This is a genomic window from Azospirillum picis (assembly GCF_017876115.1).
Lineage (GTDB): Bacteria > Pseudomonadota > Alphaproteobacteria > Azospirillales > Azospirillaceae > Azospirillum > Azospirillum picis.
The window spans coordinates 19,294-36,492 of the sequence record NZ_JAGINO010000028.1 but is presented as its reverse complement, the minus strand read 5'-3'; the positions used below and the strand labels follow the sequence as shown (position 1 = coordinate 36,492).

Here is a 17,199-nt window from a genome sequence, read left to right as displayed (position 1 = left end):
CGATGACGCACAACGCAAAACTCAGACGTCGGGCCCTACTTTGCCAAGGCGGCGCTCACCGGAGGCGTACGCGACGGCCAGCGAGCGACCGTGTGGTACGCCTTCGCCGAGGACACGGTGGAGGAGCGGGTCGCGGCCACCGTGGTGGCCCGAATTGCCGACATGGACAGTATGGCATGCGACGACACCGCGATGCTCGACGCCATCGTCCGCGTCTTTGAGGACGCCGCAGAACGTGCCGTCGCCAAAAACAATTTTGGCAGTTCTACTGGCGGCTGTCCGGGACGAGCCAGCACCGACAGAAGTGGCGTCGAATCGATGTGGTTTGATGATTATGCGCGAGAATGGCTCGGCGTACGGCGGGCAGGGCCGGCTGCTGCCGAGGTTCAATGTCGGAGCCCTTACGACGCCTTGGTCGCTTTGCGAAAGTTTACCTTGGTTTATGACTTGGGGAGCGCTACTTTCTGCATATGTTGCTGCTGCATCTGATTGCGGTCCGGCCTGGACAAGCTTGGGATATCTGTTGCAGTGCGGTAGGGTGGCATTCTAGCTCAAGCTCCAGGGTCTGGTCCTTAGACTGCTGGATGGCGGAGCCAATCCCTTGGAATGCCCATCCTCACGTTGATCGCTCTGTGGCAACGGAGCACCGCGATTGCGGCCCAACGTCGAGGTTCCCATGCTCAACGTGCTCAAGAAGACTCTTACCCAAGGGCAGCGACTTCAATGGCTCGAATTGGCTATGGCTGCTGATTACGAAAGTGCGCTTATTCGCTCGGACAGTACAAGCGAGACACGTGTAGGCAATCATCCGCGCTCTGCGATCCTAGTCGCAGCGGTTCTAGCTACTGCTTATAATTCGAATAATGGATGGTGCTTTCCGAGCATCAGGCATATTGCGCGTCTTGCCCATATCGGGGAGGACGCGGTTCGACGTGGCATTCGGCAACTTGAGTTGGCGGGGTTAATAACAAAAATTACCCGCCGACGCAAAGACGGGTCGCACACCAGCCACAGCTTCGAGTTAATTCTGGGCCAAACATCTACTGCCGGACAAGTCAAGTCCACTGGTCCGGCAGTTGAAGCTTCAAGTCCGGTATCCGAAGAGGGTGGTCCGACTCCCGAGGAGGGTGGTGCGGTTCCCGGAGCCATTCCCTCTGGAATCGGACCCCAAGGAACCTTGGAAAGACCCATGGTAAGCAGGAATGGAATCATCCCCGTGATAGACCGACAGGCCGCGTGGACCCAGCGTTACCCGAGTTCAGCCAGTCGCTCATCCATTAAGGACTTGGATGCAGCCAGCGAAAATACAGAGTTGAGCATTAGTAAATTGGTAAGTCGCTATCAAAGATTGGCAACCGCGCCTGGGTGGAGGCGGGAGAAAGCGCGTGAAGTCGTTGAGGATACTATCGAACGTGTCGGCATTGAGTCTGTGGCGGAGTTGCTCAAGAAGATCGATGGTGAAGGGTGCCAACCGGCCAATGACATCATTGAACGCCTCAATAGACTTGGCCGCGCTGTTGTCAGTCCGATGCTCCGGCGCCCCGTGTCCGTACAACCTAGGCGTCAAAGGGAAATTATCACAGAGCACAGCTGTGGGCTGAGCGCAGGTCGTATCGCTATCATTCGAGAGCAAAACGCGAGAAAGCCGAAATTCGTCTTCGAGGAAGTTCCATTAAAGGAGGAGGAGTGATGGAATGATCGCAGCGGACGCCGATGCAGGCCCTTTGGTCCCTGTCTCACCTCGCCGTCGGTAGTTCGACCAAGCTGCGGTGAATCCACCCTGCGGGCTGCGTGTCGCCGATCTCAAGCCAGTCTTCCTTCTGGGAGAACACGGAGAACCGCTCGCCCCTGCGCGCGGTCCGGAGAACCGGCGCGTTGGCGCCCGCGTCCCTCCGGACATTCGCAGCTTGGGCGCGCACTTCGGCCGTCTCGCGGGCAACTGCCTTGGGCGCGGGAGCGGCCGGGCTTGGGACGCTTGCGGCCACCACGCCCTGCGGAGGGAGCGCGGCGGGCGTCACTGTCGTTTCGGACGCCATTGGCGCCGGCGCGGTGAGCGCAGTGACCGGCGCCGGGTCATGCCAGAGGCGCGGCCCGACGAACCAGGCGCCGGCGCCGATGGCGAGCAGCGCCAGGAACACGGCGTCGAGGACGGGGAACGGTGGGCCGCGGTCCGGGGCATCGCCGTCCGCGTCGACCTCAAACGCGGTTTCGACCGCTCCGCAGTCGACTCCGTCGTCAGACGGCGCTGCCACGCCGCCCGCTGTCGCGGCGAGCGCCGCCTGGTACGTGGCGAAGGCGGAAGCGAAGCTGGCCGCCGCGCCCGCGTTGCTGAACATATAGGCCTCGTTGATCCCGCTCCTACTCTGGATCGTCAGCTCGCCGTAATGGGCGATCGGAATCTGGTAGTTGTCCCGAAAACGGCGGTCGGGGGAACCGTCCTTGTTGGTCTTCTTCCAGGTGGTTCCGACGACGGTGGCGTCGTGCGGCACGCCTTCTTCCTCGTGGAACCGCACGGCGCCGGCCTGGATCTGCATGTCCGCGATGTCGACGAGCGCGAAGTCGCCGCTGCGCTCCTTGAGGAGGACGAAGCCGGGGTACAGGTAAAGGTCTTCGCCGTTCGCGTTCCCGAACCGCAGCGCCTCCCAGTCGGCCTTGACGATGTCCGTCCGGGCGGTACCGAAGGTGACGAGGGTCCGGGTCATCGCTCTGGACGCGAGGGTGCGTTCAGTGAATCGATTCGTCGCGTTCTCGGTGGTGACGTCCCAGACCCGTGCGCTTCGCCGGAGACGGTTGAAAGCCTCGCGGAGTTCCTCGAAGAGGCGCAGCACACGCCCGTCGAAGGCGAAGTCCAGTTGGATGCTGGTGAGTTCCATTTCCTTCGCCGCGGCTTCGATTTCGAGCCGTCCGGTCTCGATCTCCTCCTCCAGGCGTGCGATGCGGCCGCGGGAGAAGAGGCGGACGATGAAGGTCTTCGCGAACGCCAGGCGCCTTTCAGCGATACCAACGGAGAACCTGCGGCTGGAGATCGTACTCTGGAGGCTCTGCCGCCGATCCGCCGCTTCGTTGACCAGCGTCTTCAGCCGAATGAGGTTCGGGCTGGTCAGGCTCCGTATCGCCGCGCTGCGAATTTCGCCCGGCAGGGGCTCCGCCTGTGAGGGCGCGTCAAAGGGCAGGCCGTGCTCCCGGACGCGGAACGGCTGCGGCTCGGGCGACCGCGGGGCGGGCACCCGGTGAGCGGGCGCCTGCGGCGGAGGGGAGATCCTGGCCCGGTACGACAGCCCGGTGCCGGGGATGCCGAGCGTCACGTGAGCTTGGCCGTCCAAGCCGAGGTTCAGCGACGCCCCCGGTACGCCGATGGTCGTACTGATGCGCCCGCCGCTCAGGTTGAGCCGCACGCCGGGGAAAAGCCGGATCGACTTGCGAAAGCGCACGCTCATCGTCGCTTCCTCAGACTGCCGCCACTGGGGTGCGCTCAATGCGCTCGATCATGCCGAGCCGGGTTTTCCCGCCGCCGAGGTCCACCTCGAACTCGTCTTCGAGCGTGCTGCCGAGCAGCGCCTTGGCCAACGGGTCGCCGACGCGGATGATGCCGACCTCCGGGGCATGCTCCGTCTCGCTGATGCGGACGCGGACGGTCCGGTCCGGCGTGTCGTCGTAGCGCACGATCACGAGGTCGCCGGCGTTGACGGGCGGTGCAGCCGAGGACGACGCGAGCGGATCCAGCGGCTCGGCTGCCACGTCTTCCGGCCGCGCCTCGGCGCGGGCCGCAGCGGCGGCGATCTCGCCTACCTCTGCTTCCGGGTCGGGTTCGGCTGCCACCGCTTCTGCCTCGGACGGCACCGCGGCTTCGACCTCGCGGAACTCGGTCCAGGCCCCCTGCGGCGGCTCGGCGCCGAGCGGCTCGATCCCCATTGCGCCGAGTGTGCGCTTCAGGTCAGCCAAGCATCCATCGGGGTCGGCCGTCCATTCCGAGCCCCAACACCGCCAGAAGGTCCAGCCCAGCCGTTCGAGTGACTTCTGACGCCGGAAGTCCTCGGCCCAACGGTCCGGGCCATGATAGGCGTCGCCGTCGAGCTCGATCGCCAGCCGTCGGTCGTCAGCGCCCTCGACAACGAAGTCGATGCGGTAGCCGCCAACCGGCACTTGGGGCCGGAGGCGGTATCCGAGGTCGAGCAGGCGCGCGCCGAACTCCTTCTCGAAGCCGGAGTCGCAGACGTCGAGCACGTCCTTGCGGACGATGACCTTGCCTTCGCCCATGGGGTTGCGAAAGTGCTCAATGACCTGGAGCTTGAGGTCGCCGGGCTTCAGATCCGACGAGGTGACGGACCGGACGAGCACGAGCCGGTCGCGGGCGCGTGACAGGGCCACGTTGTAACGCTGCTCGTACGCGCGCGTCCTCTGCATCATTGCTGTCTTGGGGCACGCCACCATCGACAGGAAGATGATGTCGCGTTCTTGCCCTTGGAACGTCGCGGCGCTGCCGCACATGATCCGGTGGCGGTCGATGACCTCCGCCCCGAACTCGCGCATGAGCCGGTCGTAGATGAGCTTCGCCTGCTTGTCGCCGATCAACGAGATGATGCCGATGGAGCGCTTCTCGTAGGCGGGGTCTTCGGACAGGCGCCGCACCTCGTCGACGATGACGTCGGCCTCCCGTTTGTTGATATCCCCCGTCTTCACGCCGTCGCGCACCAGGATGTCGATGAGAGGCGGATCGAGGCGCTCTGTCGCCTTGGGCAGGCGCATCGGCACCAGCAGGTTCTGGTAGAACCGTGCGGAGAAGCGGATGATCGGCTCGACGCAGCGGAAATGCTCGCGCAGCAGCACCGCCTTCCCAGGGAAAACCATGCTGCCGAGCTCGTAGAGCGACGTCGCCGGGTCCATCTGGTCGGCAAAGGGCAAGTCCGTCAGGTAGGTTGTGCGCAGCTGGATGATGGTGCGCTCGTCGAGGCCGATGGGAGTGGGGCTCACCTGCTTGTCGTCGCCGACGATCAGCAGCTTCCGGCCGCGCAGGACGGCGGGCAGGGCGGTGATGTCGGACTGGCTTGCTTCGTCGACGATCACCAGATCGAAGGCGTTCAGCGTAGCCGGCAGCTGCTCGGCCACCCGCCATTCGGGCAGGATCCAGCACGGGACCGCGTCCGCGGCGTCGAGCGTGGCGTCCCGGATGACGCGGCGGTGGCGGCCCGCCGCCTTGCCGGTCCCGGCGCCCAGCTTGGCGATCGCCGAGGCGAACTTCGCCAGGGCGGCCTCGATGCGTCCGGTCAGCGCGCGCTTCAACCCGAGGAACGTCCGAAGCCGCACAACCTCGGCCAGGATAGCCCGCTGACGGGTTTCGAGTTCTGAACGCTCATCGGCCAGCTTTTGAATGGCGGCGCGGTCGCCGATGCTGCGGACGAAGCCATCGGCCCTGGCCCACTCCCAGCTGTTCCGCCACGCCTCCGGCGTCCACCGGTCCGCGCCGTCGAACGCCGGGTCGCTGGTGAGCTTGTCCGCCCACGACGGCGCGCCGGACCGGCGCACCAGGTCGGCGATCTCGTCAAGCCGCGCGCGGAACGGGCGCAGGAGCGACAGCCGTTCCGCTTCCGTCCGGATTTGGCGCCACCCTTCGGCGAGGTCGTTCGGGGCGACGGAGGCGTCGCCGAGCATCGAGGCGAACTCAGCCAACCCGGCGTGGAACGGCAGGCGCCGCCCCTCGATAAGCGCCTCGAACTGCCCGCGGGCCGCCTGGGCGTCGGCGAAGTCCGCCTTCTCCAGGTTGGCCGCCAGGGCGTCGAGCGCGCGCGCGATCTCACCCTCGTAGACAACGGCGCGGGCGTCGAGGCCGTAGGGGAACAGGGTCTGGAGCGTCTCGAGGCTGGCCTGGGCCTCGGACGCGAAGCGCAGGAGCGCGGCGATCAGCCGCCCGAGGCGGAGGAGTTCGCCGCGGCCGCGCTCCCAGTCGGTCGGAACCGGCGGTAGGCCGAGGCTGCCGCAGACGGACGCCCAATGGCGCAAGAAGGCTTGCGCCTCGCGCTGCCAGGTCCGGGTGGCCTGCACCTCTTGCCAATGCTCCGGAGCGGCGGGCGGGTTCCCGCCGACCAGGACCCGCGCGAGGCGTTCCTTGAGGGCGCCCTTGCCGAACGAGAACAGGCCGAAGGGCTTCTCGCCGCGGGCGTAGGCGGCGACGGCCGCGTCGAACGCCGGATCGTCGAGCGGCGCGTCGCCTGTGTCGATCCCCTTGAGGGCGAGCTCCCGTCCTTCGGCGTAGAGCTTCGCCCACTGGTCGAGCGCCCGCCGCAGGGCCGCCTGGGCCGCTTCGTCCGATCGCCGGACCCCGAGGAGGATCTGGTACGTGCCGACCATCCAGGTCTCAGCCCGGACCTCCTCAAAGAAGGTCCGGTAGTCGGTCAGCCATACCTGGACGGCGCGCGCCTGCTCCACCGAACCGACCGCCATGTAGGGCACCTGGCCGGAGCGCGCCTGCTCCTCAAGCTCCTTGGCTCGGGCGAGTTCGCCGTGCGCCGCCAGCACGCGGGCCACGTCCGGCAGGGCGCCGGGGTCGGGCAGGGCGGCCGCGCCGTAGGCCAGGTCCCCAGCCAAGTGGCGGCGGATGTCCCGCGCCTCAGCGATGTCGGCGTCGGTGAAGCGCGGAGCGTAGCGGGCGTCGAGGTCCAAGCGGTCCTCGAACCAGGCGTGCAGGGCGCGGTCCTGCACGACCCTCTTCGCCAACTCCATGGGCAGCACGCTCTCCCCAGCGCTCTCAACCTTTTCGAGGTTCCGACGGGCGTAGGACAGCAACTCCGCGTCGATCTGGGCGATGCGGTCGCGGATGTCGGCGAGAAGGCGCTGGTTGTCGACGATGCTCTGGCTGACCAGCTTCGGGTTGATCTGCTTGGCCTCGTTCGCCAGGACCTGAACAGCCTGTTCCAGATGCCGCGCGCCCTCCCGGTCGCTGTGGATGACCGAAATGGCGAGATCGCGGATTCCGGGCGGCAGCTTCTCCTGCAGGGCGGTCAGGGCCTCCGCGTTCTTGGCCGTGACGAGCACCCGCTTGCCAGTTGCCAGGAAATGGCAGATCACGTTCGCGATAGTGTGCGTCTTGCCGGTGCCGGGCGGCCCTTGGACTACGACGCCGTCCGCTTCGCGCAGGCGCTTCAGGATATCGCGCTGATCGTCGTTGTACGGCAGGGGGAAGAAGAAGTCGGGCTCCGGTCCGGAGCCCTGGTCATTGGCCCGGCCGCCCCTGCCGCCATGGGATCGGGCGACCGCGTCGGGCAGGCGCCAGGACACGTCGTCGAGGTTCAGGCCGCCGTCGTCGTAAAGGCGCTCATCGTTCGGCGGCTTGACGAACTGCAGCCCGGCCGTGGGGAGATCCTCCTCGGCTTCGGCCTCCTCGACGCGCTTGATCAGCTTCTGGATGTCCTCCTGCCGGAAGTTGGCCGCGCGCTGGCGAACATAGAGGACCCAGGTGTCGCTGATGCGCAGAACACCGTTGATGGACGGGAGCGAGCGGTCGGCGGGATCCCGCCCGGCCTCGTCGGGCAGGTAGATGCCGGTGGCCGACAACCGTGCGGCGCAGGATTTGAGCAGAGGCTCGAAGACCTTCCGCTCGAACGGCGAGAAGGCGATGTCCGGGTCCTCGACGATGCGCTCCAGCTGGGCGCCGGCATCCCGCTGAAGGGCCTTCGACCCCTCGACTTCCAGGGCATGGAACGGCTTCAGCGCCAAGGATGGTGGCACTTGGCGCGGCCCGACGGTGAGCGTGCCGTCCTCAAGCAGCTCCAACTCGACCAGCTGTTCTAGCAGCGGCGCGCTGATGCGCATGCTCTCGCGCTGCCAGCGCGCGACGCCGATGCCCCAGACGAGCTCGATGGCGTTGTCCTCGCCAGCCGCTGTGACGGCCTGCTGCACCTTGTAGAGGCGGTTGTAGACCTCAATGCTACGGCGGCGGGGTTTCTCCACCTCGGCCCACTTCGCCCAGGGGCCCTCGACGTACGCGCGCCACGCCTCGCGGAACTCGGGCATCCGCGCGGTGCGCAGGATGGCGTCCATCGCCTCTGGGAACGCAACATCGGCCTCGCGTGGCCGCATGACCTCGTCTGGATCGAGCAGGCCGGCCTCGGCGAGGTCCGAGATTTCCTCGATACTGAGACGCAGCATGCGGTGGTCGAGCAGCGTCGGCGCCTTATCCGGCGACGGATGCGGCTGTGCCTTGACCCACCCCTCGAACATGGCGTCGGTGGGCGGTGGCTGCGTCTCGCGAAGGCGCCGGAGCCGCAGCCAGATCTCTGGGTCGACGTTCGCATCCACGCCCTCAAGATCGATCACGGCGCCTTCATGGAAGGATGGATGGGACTCGGCCGCAAGGTCATAAATGACCTTCTCGTTGAAGGTGACCAGCTCCTGCGTGTAAAGCAGAACGTTGCGCAGATCCTTCTGCGTCTTGGTGAGCCCCGCCATGATGCCCCAACACCACTATCGAATTAGCCAGAAGCAGGATTTAGCAAGACTACCGTCAATTGTAAATGCCAGGAAGACGCCGCCGTTCAGTTACAAACTCGAAACCCAAGAGGTTAACGAACGAACGCTCGTTGTGGTGTGGGTTCTTTGGGTTGTGAGAGAGTTTCCTGTCTTAATCCTGATGGCGAGACAGTATAGAGTGATGGTATTCGCGTGACGCAGCAGGCTAAGGGCTGCTGGTGCACCGTGGCCCACAGCGATGACTTCCGTGAGCATCACGGCCGCTCCGAAGCCTATGTGGATCATCACGCCGTTGCTCCGTCAGTCGAATATTCGGCCGCCAACTATTATCGGCGGGACCGGCGATGGGAGACCGAAGTGCTGTGCACTCCTCGCTGCTTGCTCTATCGACCAAGTACGCAGGATCCGCTTATCGTCCTCCGACACCGAGCCTTGGCTAGTTGCGAGCCGGCGCGCGATGCTTTCTAATCGGTCAAGTTCTCGCCTCTCAACGATGCCTGCCGCGTCGCACATGGCCCATGCGAGGATCGTTGTGCGTTCATCCCGGTCGGACACTTCGCCGGCCATCGCGACGGTAACGATCCGACGCACCCCCGCGTCGTGCAACTCTTCGTCAGTCTCTGCGCGCAGCAGGTCTGCACCAGGGTCCTCTTTGGGCCACATCTTTCTGTTCATGCTGTCTTCCCTCGTCTCCGGTTGTCATCATCCGAGCGCCGTACCGCGTCCAGCATTGTTGCGTCCAATAGTGGTGGATCTCTTAGAGTCTCTCCGACGTCAATCAGGCCGTAGCCTCGCAAGATCATGGTCGTCACTCCGTCGGAATCTGGCGGCGTGGCAGGGCAAGGCGTGACGGCGTGGCCGCGTCACTTGGTTGTCGGCTTAGCGTAATGCCTGCACGAACTGGGGCGCCTGTAGCGAGCCGGCTGCGACATTTCTTATTTGGCGGTCGAGCACGCGACGCAATCGAACAAATTCTGCGCTCCTCATTACATCAGGCATCAAATCTCTTGAGGATGCGCTCGACTAGGCACAAAATCACGCAGTTTTCGCCCGGGGATTGGCAATAAACGAGGGACGCCATGCTCAGCGATATGGGCGCCACGGCTGAGGATCTTGCATCGCCTGAGATGAAGCGTCTGCGGACGCTCTTGCAGGGTTACATGGACCGTCACGGCCTGAGCCAACGTGAGCTGAGTGCCCGGATTGGACCAAACGTCGGCTTGATCAAGGACATACTGACGATCCGGCCCGATGGTAGCCCGCGAGTTGCCAAGCCGCGCCGAGATACTTTGATCGAGATCGCCCGCGTGGTGGGTCTTAGCCTTGATGAGGTCTGGACTCGCGACGCCCCAATCCCAGACTTCCGTGCCCGACCGCCTTTGCCTCAGGAGCGTGTTCGCGACGCGTACCACCGGCTCGTGCGCATCACACCGGTCTCCGATGCTGTTTCCAGTCAAGTCGGCGCTGGCGTTGTCGATCTGCTACGCGTGATCGAGGCGCCGGTTGATGGCGGCTGGTCACTCTCGCTTGCACAAGACGCCCGCGCTCCGCTGTCGCTGCCGACAGCGTACCTAGAGGAGAGGATCGGTGTGCTGGCTGCGCATGCGCGGCACTGGCGGCTCGCCTCCACTACGTCCTCCGGGCTCCTCCGGCGTGGCGACGACGTCGTGATCGATGTATCTGTCAGGCACGCCCGGGATGCTGGGCTCTACGCGGTCTCCGCAGAGGAGGGGATCGATGCGATGCGTCTGGACGACAACGATGGGCGCGCTGTCATCGGCCGCATCGTCTGGCGGGCACAGGCGCTCTGATCCTCCGCTCTCCTCCGAGGAGGTCGATATCTCACGAAGTGGCTGGAATTGCTGGAACGCCAGCGCCTTCTAGCCGCTCCAGCCGCATTCAGCTTGTGCGTCTCCCTACACCAACGAGATGATGTATGCCGTGCCGTACAGCGGATGTGCCGCCGCGTTGGATCAGCTGGGAAAGGGATCGACATGGGGATCGTGCAAGACCGGCACGAGACCGCGCGTTACACCATGGCTGGATTGACTGAGGCAATCATCAAATGGCGCCGCCACGGGTGAGCCTGGATATATTAGGTGAAGTAGAGGTACGGGTCATCGCGGCGATGCTCGAAGAAGCCGCCGCGCTGGAGGTTGCGTGCGAGCTGATTGAAGCGGAGAATTTTGGCATCGTCGGCGCCCCCGAGGAAATCAGGCACCGGCTGATTGCCGGCTGGGCAGTGTTCAACCAGTCCCAGGCGATCCGCTGCCCGATCGAGCGGATCGGCAACGGCTTCTGCAATTGGTCCGATTTCGACCCGAGCGGCGTCACGATTGACGCTTGGCTCCGCCTCCACCTCACCTGATCTCTCGAAATCACGCGGTCGCCGCTGAACCTACGCCGAACGGCATGGGGCAGTGACCCCAATGTCCCGCGCCCTTGCGGCGCGGAAAGGGAAGCGACAATGACGTGCTACGCGTCCTACCAGTCTGCGGCGTAAGCGCTGCGGAACGCCGCCTTGCCAGGGATGAGGTGATCGGCGAAGAGAGAGCCTACGGAGGCTCGCTTGATGTCGAGAGTGGAGATCATCACCGGCCACGCTGCGCCGGCGCACCTTCGGCCAGAGCTCGGAGAAGCTGGGGCGAAGCGACGACCAGCTCGAACTGCAGATCGAGGAGCTGGAACAGCATCAGACGGAGCACGCGGCGGCGGCCCCGTCGATGCCGGCAGCACCCGCCGAGCGCGTTCACCCGATCAGGAAACCGTTGCCCGGCCATCTGCCGCGCGAGGATGAAGAACTGGCACCACCCTACGCCGCCTGCCCGGGTTGCGGCGGGGCGCTGCGCTGCATCGGCGAGGATGTCTTGGAGGTGCTGGAGGTCGTGCCGGCTCAGCGCATGACAGACTTAGCGCCTCTGGCGTGGCTGCCCAGTGCTGTCGCGGCTTGCGCTGCGCCGCGCCAGCGCTGGGCAGCCTCTGCGGGGTGCCAGTTTGCCACACTTCGAATGACGTCGGGGCTATCAACCCGGCCGCATGGCCGAGGTGACGCTGCGCGCAATTGAATCCATATGCTCCTCACAAGGTACAGAGCAGAAACAGACGTCATGATGCAAACACATGCGTTCGGCCGGGCTGATGACCGCCCGTCGATCCAGGGCAGCGTTCGCGTGACGCTGCAGGCCGCCGTTAAGGACGCCCTACAGATGATCGAGCGGGACGGCTGCCGCAGCGTGAGGATCTCTATCGATGTCGATCTCAATAGCCTCGATGCGGATCGAGTGATGATCCGGATCCGCCACCTTGCGACGCTTGATCTCTGATCCCGGGCGGCGCCGATCGTCGGCACCATATCCCCCGCAGGGACACCTGCTCCTATCGATAGGGGAGTTCATTAGATGGCAGAACCTGCACGGCACTACACAATCCAGGGCTTGGCGGAGGCATGGGAGTGCAGCAGTGCCCACGTCCGCAATCTGATTCGAGACGGGAAGTTGAGGGTGCTACGCATCGGTGACTTGATCCGTATCCCGCACGCAATGGTTGAGGAGTTCGAAGCATCATGTCTGACGCCGCCGGCCCCCGTCGCGGAATCGACCCCGATCGGATCAAGCTCGTCCAGCCCTTCCGCGACCGCGGAAATCTCACCTGGTACGTCTCATACACCGTCGAAAGCCGCCGCAGCCAGCGCGTATCAACGCGGACGACGGATCGCCGATCGGCCGAAGACTTCCGCGCGCAACTCGTCGCGGGGCTCGTCGCGGGGGCAGCAGGAGACGCAGCCCACGGTGTAGAGCTGACGGTCGGCCGGCTCCTTGATGACTACATCAAGAGCCGCGAGGGCAAGATCAAAGCGCACGAGCGGCTTGGGTTTGCCGTCGCGCGCTTGCGCCCGCACTTCGGGCCGCTGACGATCCCGATGTTGTCCGAGGGCATCTATGATGCCTACGTTGCATCGCGTCGGCGTGCGGGCATCAAGAATGGCACCATCCGCAAAGAGCTGGTTGTCCTGAGGACGGCCCTCAATCGGGCCGTGAATCTGCGGATCATTGAGGCGTACCCGCCGATCGAGATGCCGCGGACGCCGGCCAGCAAGAACCGCTGGATGACGCACGACGAGTTCGACGCGCTGCTCGACGCCGCGGCCAGCCAGCACATGCGCGTCTATCTTCACCTTGCGATCGCCACCGCTGCGCGCAAGGGTGCGATACTTGAGCTCACGTGGGACCGCGTGGACTTCGAGCGTGGGCTGATCGATCTTCGCGTATCTGAAGACGATGATGGGCGTCAGGTCGAAGAAACAAAGAAGCGTCGTGCCCGCATTCCGATGACGCCGACACTCCGGCAAGTCCTCATGGACGCCAGGGAGGCCGCAACGACGGATTACGTCGTGGAATACCGCGGAGGCCCAGTCGTCGATGTCAAGAAGGGCTTCCGTGAGGCGTGCGTGCGCGCCGGATTCACGTACACTGTTCTTGACAAAGACGGGAATCCGGTTGTGTCGAAATATGGCAATCCGCTGGTCCGCCACAAGTTTTCCCCGCACGATCTGCGCCACACGGCCGCGTCCTGGATGATCCAGAGCGGGGTCGCGGAGGAAGAGGTCGCTCGCTATCTCGGCGATACGGTGCAGATGGTCAGGCGGGTCTACGGACACCACTCACCGGAATTCCTCGCGCGCGCGGCCGCGGCGGTCGACGTCGGGGCGCGTCGAAGGGCAAAGAAGCCAAAGGAAGTTGAAGAGGCGTAACGGGTCAGTTCCGACGTTGGAACTACAGATCCTGGCGGTATGGACCATCAAACAGATCCCCTAGCGCACGCCGCCTGCGCAGCGTGAGCAGCCGCTGGAGACGGTGGGTTGAACGGTCGTGCTCGAGGTGACACCGCCCGCAGAGTGCGGCGAGATTCGATGGGTGGTTGTTCCCTGGGTCGTGATCAAGATGGGCGGTGGCCAGCACTACGCGCCGCTCAATGGCGCTCATCAGATCTAGCCAATGAGGATCAGGTACGACTCCCCCCAAATCATCGCGCCATGCGCCTCTTTCGACGTCGAGCCAGCGGCCGTCGCTCAGCTGACGGATGATCTGGCCGTGAGGCCTGCCGCACTTCTGGCAGCGCCCAGCTGCTCGCGCGAACCGGACGTTGCGGCTGATCTGCGCCCAGTCGATTGGGTAGAGCCATCTCATTGATCGTCGTATTGGCATGTAGGGCTCCATTAGGCAAAGCTAGGGCGTGGCGCCGCGAAGTGCGCGATGCGACTAGTGGAGTTGTCGCGTCAGCGGTGTCGAAAGTTGGTCGCGATGTCGAAGAGCCAATCAGGCATAGCGGCCGGAGTGGTGGAGTCAGCGAGCTCGTAGCGTCGGCCGGACGCGTGGTACGATCCGGGTGTGATCACCCACCCTCGTTCGCCCCGGGCGTCGAGGCCGGTGCCAAATACGTCCGATGCCGACTGCAGGGTGGGTGCGTCCGGCCCGAGGCGGAAGTAGAAGTGTAGTCCGCGTCCAGACCTCACTGTGAGTGTGGCGGGTAGGGCGCTATGCCGCTCTTGGAGGTGGTTGAGCGATGACAGACCGACATCGCCATCAAGGTCCAGGACGAACAATTGTGAACGGCGGCCCGTATGCGCCAGTCCGTTAGCCGACGGGTGCCTCTCCCACCAAGATCTGATCGTCGCTGCGTCAGCTGATCCGGTGTCTGGATCATCGTAGATCACCGGATGCTTGCCTGGGCGATGGCAGTTCGGATTGCGGCACGCGCACGAGCCATCCTGCGTGATGGCGAATGCCGGGGCGACCTCAATGCCGAAGGACGCCAGCATCAGCGCTCCCTCCAGCGCGGGGATCAAAACGGCAGTTCCTCGTCTTCGTCGGCGAATACCCGCGTCCGGCCGCGGATCGGAAGCTCAGCGCCGTTGCGAAGATAGCGCGTGCCGTCGTCAGGAACCCACGCGGGCGGCTCTGTTCCGACATCCGGCTTCATGACTAGCGTCGTTTGCTTCTCGTTTGATAGTGCAAGCTGGACAATCCTAATGCTGGAATAATTTACCGTGCGATGGTTGTAGAAGCTCTCATCGTACTCCCAAAACAGGTAGCTCCCAGACAACAGATTGATGCCTTCGTCGCATAGGGCGTCTACCCAGGTCTTCAATTCTTCGCGCGCCGCGAGGATATCGAGTTGGCTGGAGAGCTTGCCGTCCGCGTGTACGATGTCGAGACTACGTATGGCCTCGATGCGGCCCTCAAAAATACGCAGTTTCAGGATCTGTTCAGCTGTCGGCGAAATAGAAAGATGCCAGCGCACAGACGCTGCTTGCCGGATCTCATCAAACAGATCATCGGTGGGTTGAGCGCGCAATATGAGCGCGGCCTCGTCGTAGATCGGGCTCACAGCATTCGCACGGCTCTCGATCAGGCACCCAGGCGTGACACCGAGTTCTCTGGCGACGCTGCGGACAAGATCCTCCCGTACCGGTCTTGTCGCCATCTCCATGGTGCGCAGTGTCTTCGGGTCGACCCTGGCCATCTCGGCGAGGTCAGCTTGTTTCATGCCACGCTCCTCGCGCAGACGTCTTACCTCGCCGCGTATCACGGACACCATTGCCATAGCCGGGCTCCAGGTTGTTGCTGGGTCATGACACCACGGCGGGTTGATTTGGTCGAGGGAATGCGTAGGGAAAGCGTCGGGAATTTCAGAACGCCTACCGGGAATTCCACCAGCTGCAGGGGGCTCAATATTTCCCTCTCGTGGCATGAGCGCCGAGCGTTAGCCGTCAGCCAAGTTCCGACGTCGGAACTCTATCGATCGGTGCGGCGGGATGTCGCAATGACTGGAATGGGTACGATCAAGGGCAGTAGACCCATCTAGCCACCGCAACGGCGGCGGCGGTGGTCGAATATGGGGCGTCGGGTTGATGAGCTGCGGATCGGGACGGCGCATTATGCATCTGATCCAGTGCTAGTGCGCGCGTGCGTCGCGTCGTGTGAAGCACAGGGGCAAGACCCTGACGAGTGGATCACGGCCGCGGACCGGCCTCGCTGGGCGACGTACATCGTCGCGGTCAGGGGCGTGATCTCTGCGCTGGCGGTCGGATCCCCGGGGATGGTGCGCCGGCTGCTCGCCGCGCTGGCTGAGTCCGGTGTCGGCGACGCAGAGGCGACGGCGTTGGCTCTCGCAGCCCACGCCGCGATTGAAGAGATGATGTCGGAAGCTGCAGCAGATCTGCCCGACATCTACGAGCCAGATGAGTGATAGCCCCCTCTATCGATCGCCGCTATCGCGGTATCGATTTGCCGGTACTCTACATCCGTTGGCCACCAAGCCCTGATCCGCAGCGCGCCGATATCGATCATCTGGCCGGACGCTATCATCGCTGCGCGTGCCTTGGTCTTTGCATCGAGCTGCAGGGTCCGGGTCGCGTCGATTACGTCCTCAGGCCACGGCGGCACCCTGAGCCTGTATCATCCGTACCGCGGAGGAGCCGTACCGCAGAGAAGGCGGATTTAGCGGATGTGGCTGCGTGATCGAGACAAGCTCATAGCGTCTTGGGTCGTCAGCGACGCTAACGGTCATGTCTACGACATCGCGCCAACCGTTTCGCTCAAGCGCGTGGCAAATCGCCAGAGCGAGCTCTATCGCGCTCCCGCACAGCCGCAGCATTAGTCCTCCTCGGTCGGGGGGTCGTCATGCGCTAGACCACGCGCGGAGTCCAGCGATCAATCTTGGGCGGCGATCTTGCTGTCGGCGTTGTAGCGCTCGATCGCTGCAGCATCGCGCATTCGCTGATGAGCGGTGTTGGGCGGTAGAGCCGGCGCTGGCGACCAATGGGTCAAGTCCTCATCGTTCAAAAAATTCATGGCGTCGTCAACCCACACCCCAGAATTGTACAACCAATGCGCGAAAAAACAGAGAACTTCCGGAAGGAGGCGCTTAGCTAGGGCCGCACGAAGCCTGTCGGAGCCGGCAACAAGGATACGCGTCCCGTCGCGCGGTGCTGTCGCGATTGGCTGCCAGTCCATCACTCCGTTCTCCGTTGATCGGGTCTGGCGTCAGGTTACCACGCGGCTTCCTTCTGATCTAGGCGGCGCCCCGCGTGATCCCCAAGCGACACGCGGACTGTCACGCGGCATCGTGAGAGATTTATCTTGACGCGCACACCGCGCGCAAGATTGCGCGCTAGCCGTTGCTCCTCCTTGTTCCTCGTTCCATCATAACGCAGGCGTAACGTTCATAGTGCGCTGATATGGCGAGTGAATCGCTCGTAGGCAGTGTCCTCCGAAGGCAGAGGTCATGAGTTCGAATCTCGTCGGGTCCGCCAACGAATTCAAGGGCTTAGCCGTTGCCGCGGCTAGGCCCTTTTCGTTTTGGCCCTTGTGAAAATTTCTGTATCCACCCGACCGCGCCATGCGTCGTCGCCTCGGCCATGGGTTCGGGCGCGTGATGTCCGTAGACCTGCTGGACCGTTTGCGGAGATATGCCGACGAATCCGCTGACCTGCCACACATCCAGGCCGTCGCGCGGCAGCAAAGTCACGCAGGCATGCCGCAGGGTGTACGGATGCACTCCCAGCAATCCAGCCACCTTCGTCGCCGTGGTAAAGGACGTCTTCACGTCGGTGATCGGCATGCCATTGCACGCGATCGCACATTGTCGCGTGATTTTTCTGGCGATGCGGACCCAGGGCAGAAGCCGCGCGGCAATCAGGTAATCAGGCAATCGGACCCGCCTCTTCCTCGATTG

General features: G+C 64.0%; 15 protein-coding genes. 8 read left to right on the top strand and 7 right to left on the bottom strand.

Annotation, left to right across the window (positions count from 1 at the left end; genetic code table 11):
- The first annotated feature begins 90 nt into the window (after positions 1–90).
- Both J2850_RS27365 and J2850_RS27360 read left to right on the top strand, forming a co-directional pair.
- Positions 91–489, top strand: coding sequence for a hypothetical protein (locus tag J2850_RS27365; protein WP_209989337.1), 399 nt, complete (start codon positions 91–93; stop codon positions 487–489).
- A 187-nt stretch (positions 490–676) separates the two neighbouring features.
- Positions 677–1,690, top strand: coding sequence for a helix-turn-helix domain-containing protein (locus J2850_RS27360; RefSeq protein WP_209989334.1), 1,014 nt, complete (start codon positions 677–679; stop codon positions 1,688–1,690).
- 46 nt (positions 1,691–1,736) lie between these two features.
- Here the strand turns inward: J2850_RS27360 and J2850_RS27355 are convergent, their stop codons facing one another.
- The 3 genes from J2850_RS27355 to J2850_RS27345 form a co-directional block, all read right to left on the bottom strand.
- Positions 1,737–3,437 (bottom strand): DUF4236 domain-containing protein, encoded by a 1,701-nt coding sequence (locus J2850_RS27355; protein ID WP_209989330.1) that lies wholly within the window; start codon positions 3,435–3,437, stop codon positions 1,737–1,739.
- Between the two features lie 10 nt (positions 3,438–3,447).
- Positions 3,448–8,442, bottom strand: coding sequence for an AAA domain-containing protein (locus J2850_RS27350; RefSeq protein ID WP_209989327.1), 4,995 nt, complete (start codon positions 8,440–8,442; stop codon positions 3,448–3,450).
- 321 nt (positions 8,443–8,763) lie between these two features.
- Positions 8,764–9,138: a hypothetical protein gene (locus J2850_RS27345; RefSeq protein ID WP_209989325.1), complete on the bottom strand. Its 375-nt coding sequence runs from the start codon at positions 9,136–9,138 to the stop codon at positions 8,764–8,766.
- 404 nt (positions 9,139–9,542) lie between these two features.
- On the opposite strand from J2850_RS27345, the gene J2850_RS27340 reads away from it, so the two are divergent.
- The 5 genes from J2850_RS27340 to J2850_RS27320 all read left to right on the top strand — a co-directional run bounded on the left by J2850_RS27340 (position 9,543) and on the right by J2850_RS27320 (position 13,213).
- Complete coding sequence (locus J2850_RS27340; RefSeq protein ID WP_209989322.1) at positions 9,543–10,274, top strand: helix-turn-helix domain-containing protein; 732 nt, start codon at positions 9,543–9,545, stop codon at positions 10,272–10,274.
- Between the two features lie 317 nt (positions 10,275–10,591).
- Complete coding sequence (locus J2850_RS27335) at positions 10,592–10,831, top strand: hypothetical protein (RefSeq protein WP_209989320.1); 240 nt, start codon at positions 10,592–10,594, stop codon at positions 10,829–10,831.
- Between the two features lie 235 nt (positions 10,832–11,066).
- Positions 11,067–11,528 carry an IS66 family transposase gene (locus J2850_RS32390; protein ID WP_425514140.1) on the top strand — a complete coding sequence of 154 codons (462 nt, stop codon included), beginning with the start codon at positions 11,067–11,069 and terminating at the stop codon, positions 11,526–11,528.
- A gap of 42 nt (positions 11,529–11,570) precedes the next feature.
- Entirely contained in the window at positions 11,571–11,786 is a 216-nt protein-coding gene (locus J2850_RS27325) for a hypothetical protein (RefSeq protein WP_209989315.1), read from the top strand.
- A 239-nt stretch (positions 11,787–12,025) separates the two neighbouring features.
- On the top strand, positions 12,026–13,213 hold the full coding sequence (locus J2850_RS27320; RefSeq protein ID WP_209989312.1) for a tyrosine-type recombinase/integrase: 1,188 nt from the start codon (positions 12,026–12,028) through the stop codon (positions 13,211–13,213).
- A 525-nt stretch (positions 13,214–13,738) separates the two neighbouring features.
- Here the strand turns inward: J2850_RS27320 and J2850_RS27315 are convergent.
- Both J2850_RS27315 and J2850_RS27310 read right to left on the bottom strand, forming a co-directional pair.
- Entirely contained in the window at positions 13,739–14,281 is a 543-nt protein-coding gene (locus J2850_RS27315; RefSeq protein WP_209989309.1) for a bifunctional DNA primase/polymerase, read from the bottom strand.
- 23 nt (positions 14,282–14,304) lie between these two features.
- The gene (locus J2850_RS27310) at positions 14,305–15,066 is read right to left on the bottom strand and encodes a helix-turn-helix transcriptional regulator (protein WP_209989306.1); all 762 of its coding nucleotides are present in this window, start codon (positions 15,064–15,066) and stop codon (positions 14,305–14,307) included.
- 495 nt (positions 15,067–15,561) lie between these two features.
- On the opposite strand from J2850_RS27310, the gene J2850_RS27305 reads away from it, so the two are divergent.
- Positions 15,562–15,711 (top strand): hypothetical protein, encoded by a 150-nt coding sequence (locus J2850_RS27305; RefSeq protein ID WP_209989304.1) that lies wholly within the window; start codon positions 15,562–15,564, stop codon positions 15,709–15,711.
- Positions 15,712–16,175: 464 nt separating this feature from the next.
- On the opposite strand, the gene J2850_RS27300 is transcribed toward J2850_RS27305, so the two are convergent.
- Positions 16,176–16,478: a hypothetical protein gene (locus J2850_RS27300; protein WP_211114036.1), complete on the bottom strand. Its 303-nt coding sequence runs from the start codon at positions 16,476–16,478 to the stop codon at positions 16,176–16,178.
- A gap of 313 nt (positions 16,479–16,791) precedes the next feature.
- Positions 16,792–17,175, bottom strand: coding sequence for a site-specific integrase (locus tag J2850_RS27295; RefSeq protein ID WP_209989299.1), 384 nt, complete (start codon positions 17,173–17,175; stop codon positions 16,792–16,794).
- Positions 17,176–17,199: the final 24 nt, after the last annotated feature.

Excerpts from the sequence above, each read along its gene's own strand:
- J2850_RS27360 (WP_209989334.1), top strand. The coding sequence starts at position 677 with ATGCTCAACGTGCTCAAGAAGACTCTTACCCAAGGGCAGCGACTTCAA.
- J2850_RS27355 (WP_209989330.1), bottom strand. The coding sequence starts at position 3,437 with ATGAGCGTGCGCTTTCGCAAGTCGATCCGGCTTTTCCCCGGCGTGCGG.
- J2850_RS27350 (WP_209989327.1), bottom strand. The coding sequence starts at position 8,442 with ATGGCGGGGCTCACCAAGACGCAGAAGGATCTGCGCAACGTTCTGCTT.
- J2850_RS27345 (WP_209989325.1), bottom strand. The coding sequence starts at position 9,138 with ATGAACAGAAAGATGTGGCCCAAAGAGGACCCTGGTGCAGACCTGCTG.
- J2850_RS27340 (WP_209989322.1), top strand. The coding sequence starts at position 9,543 with ATGCTCAGCGATATGGGCGCCACGGCTGAGGATCTTGCATCGCCTGAG.
- J2850_RS27335 (WP_209989320.1), top strand. The coding sequence starts at position 10,592 with ATGCTCGAAGAAGCCGCCGCGCTGGAGGTTGCGTGCGAGCTGATTGAA.
- J2850_RS27325 (WP_209989315.1), top strand. The coding sequence starts at position 11,571 with ATGATGCAAACACATGCGTTCGGCCGGGCTGATGACCGCCCGTCGATC.
- J2850_RS27320 (WP_209989312.1), top strand. The coding sequence starts at position 12,026 with ATGTCTGACGCCGCCGGCCCCCGTCGCGGAATCGACCCCGATCGGATC.
- J2850_RS27315 (WP_209989309.1), bottom strand. The coding sequence starts at position 14,281 with ATGCTGGCGTCCTTCGGCATTGAGGTCGCCCCGGCATTCGCCATCACG.
- J2850_RS27310 (WP_209989306.1), bottom strand. The coding sequence starts at position 15,066 with ATGGCAATGGTGTCCGTGATACGCGGCGAGGTAAGACGTCTGCGCGAG.
- J2850_RS27305 (WP_209989304.1), top strand. The coding sequence starts at position 15,562 with ATGGTGCGCCGGCTGCTCGCCGCGCTGGCTGAGTCCGGTGTCGGCGAC.
- J2850_RS27300 (WP_211114036.1), bottom strand. The coding sequence starts at position 16,478 with ATGGACTGGCAGCCAATCGCGACAGCACCGCGCGACGGGACGCGTATC.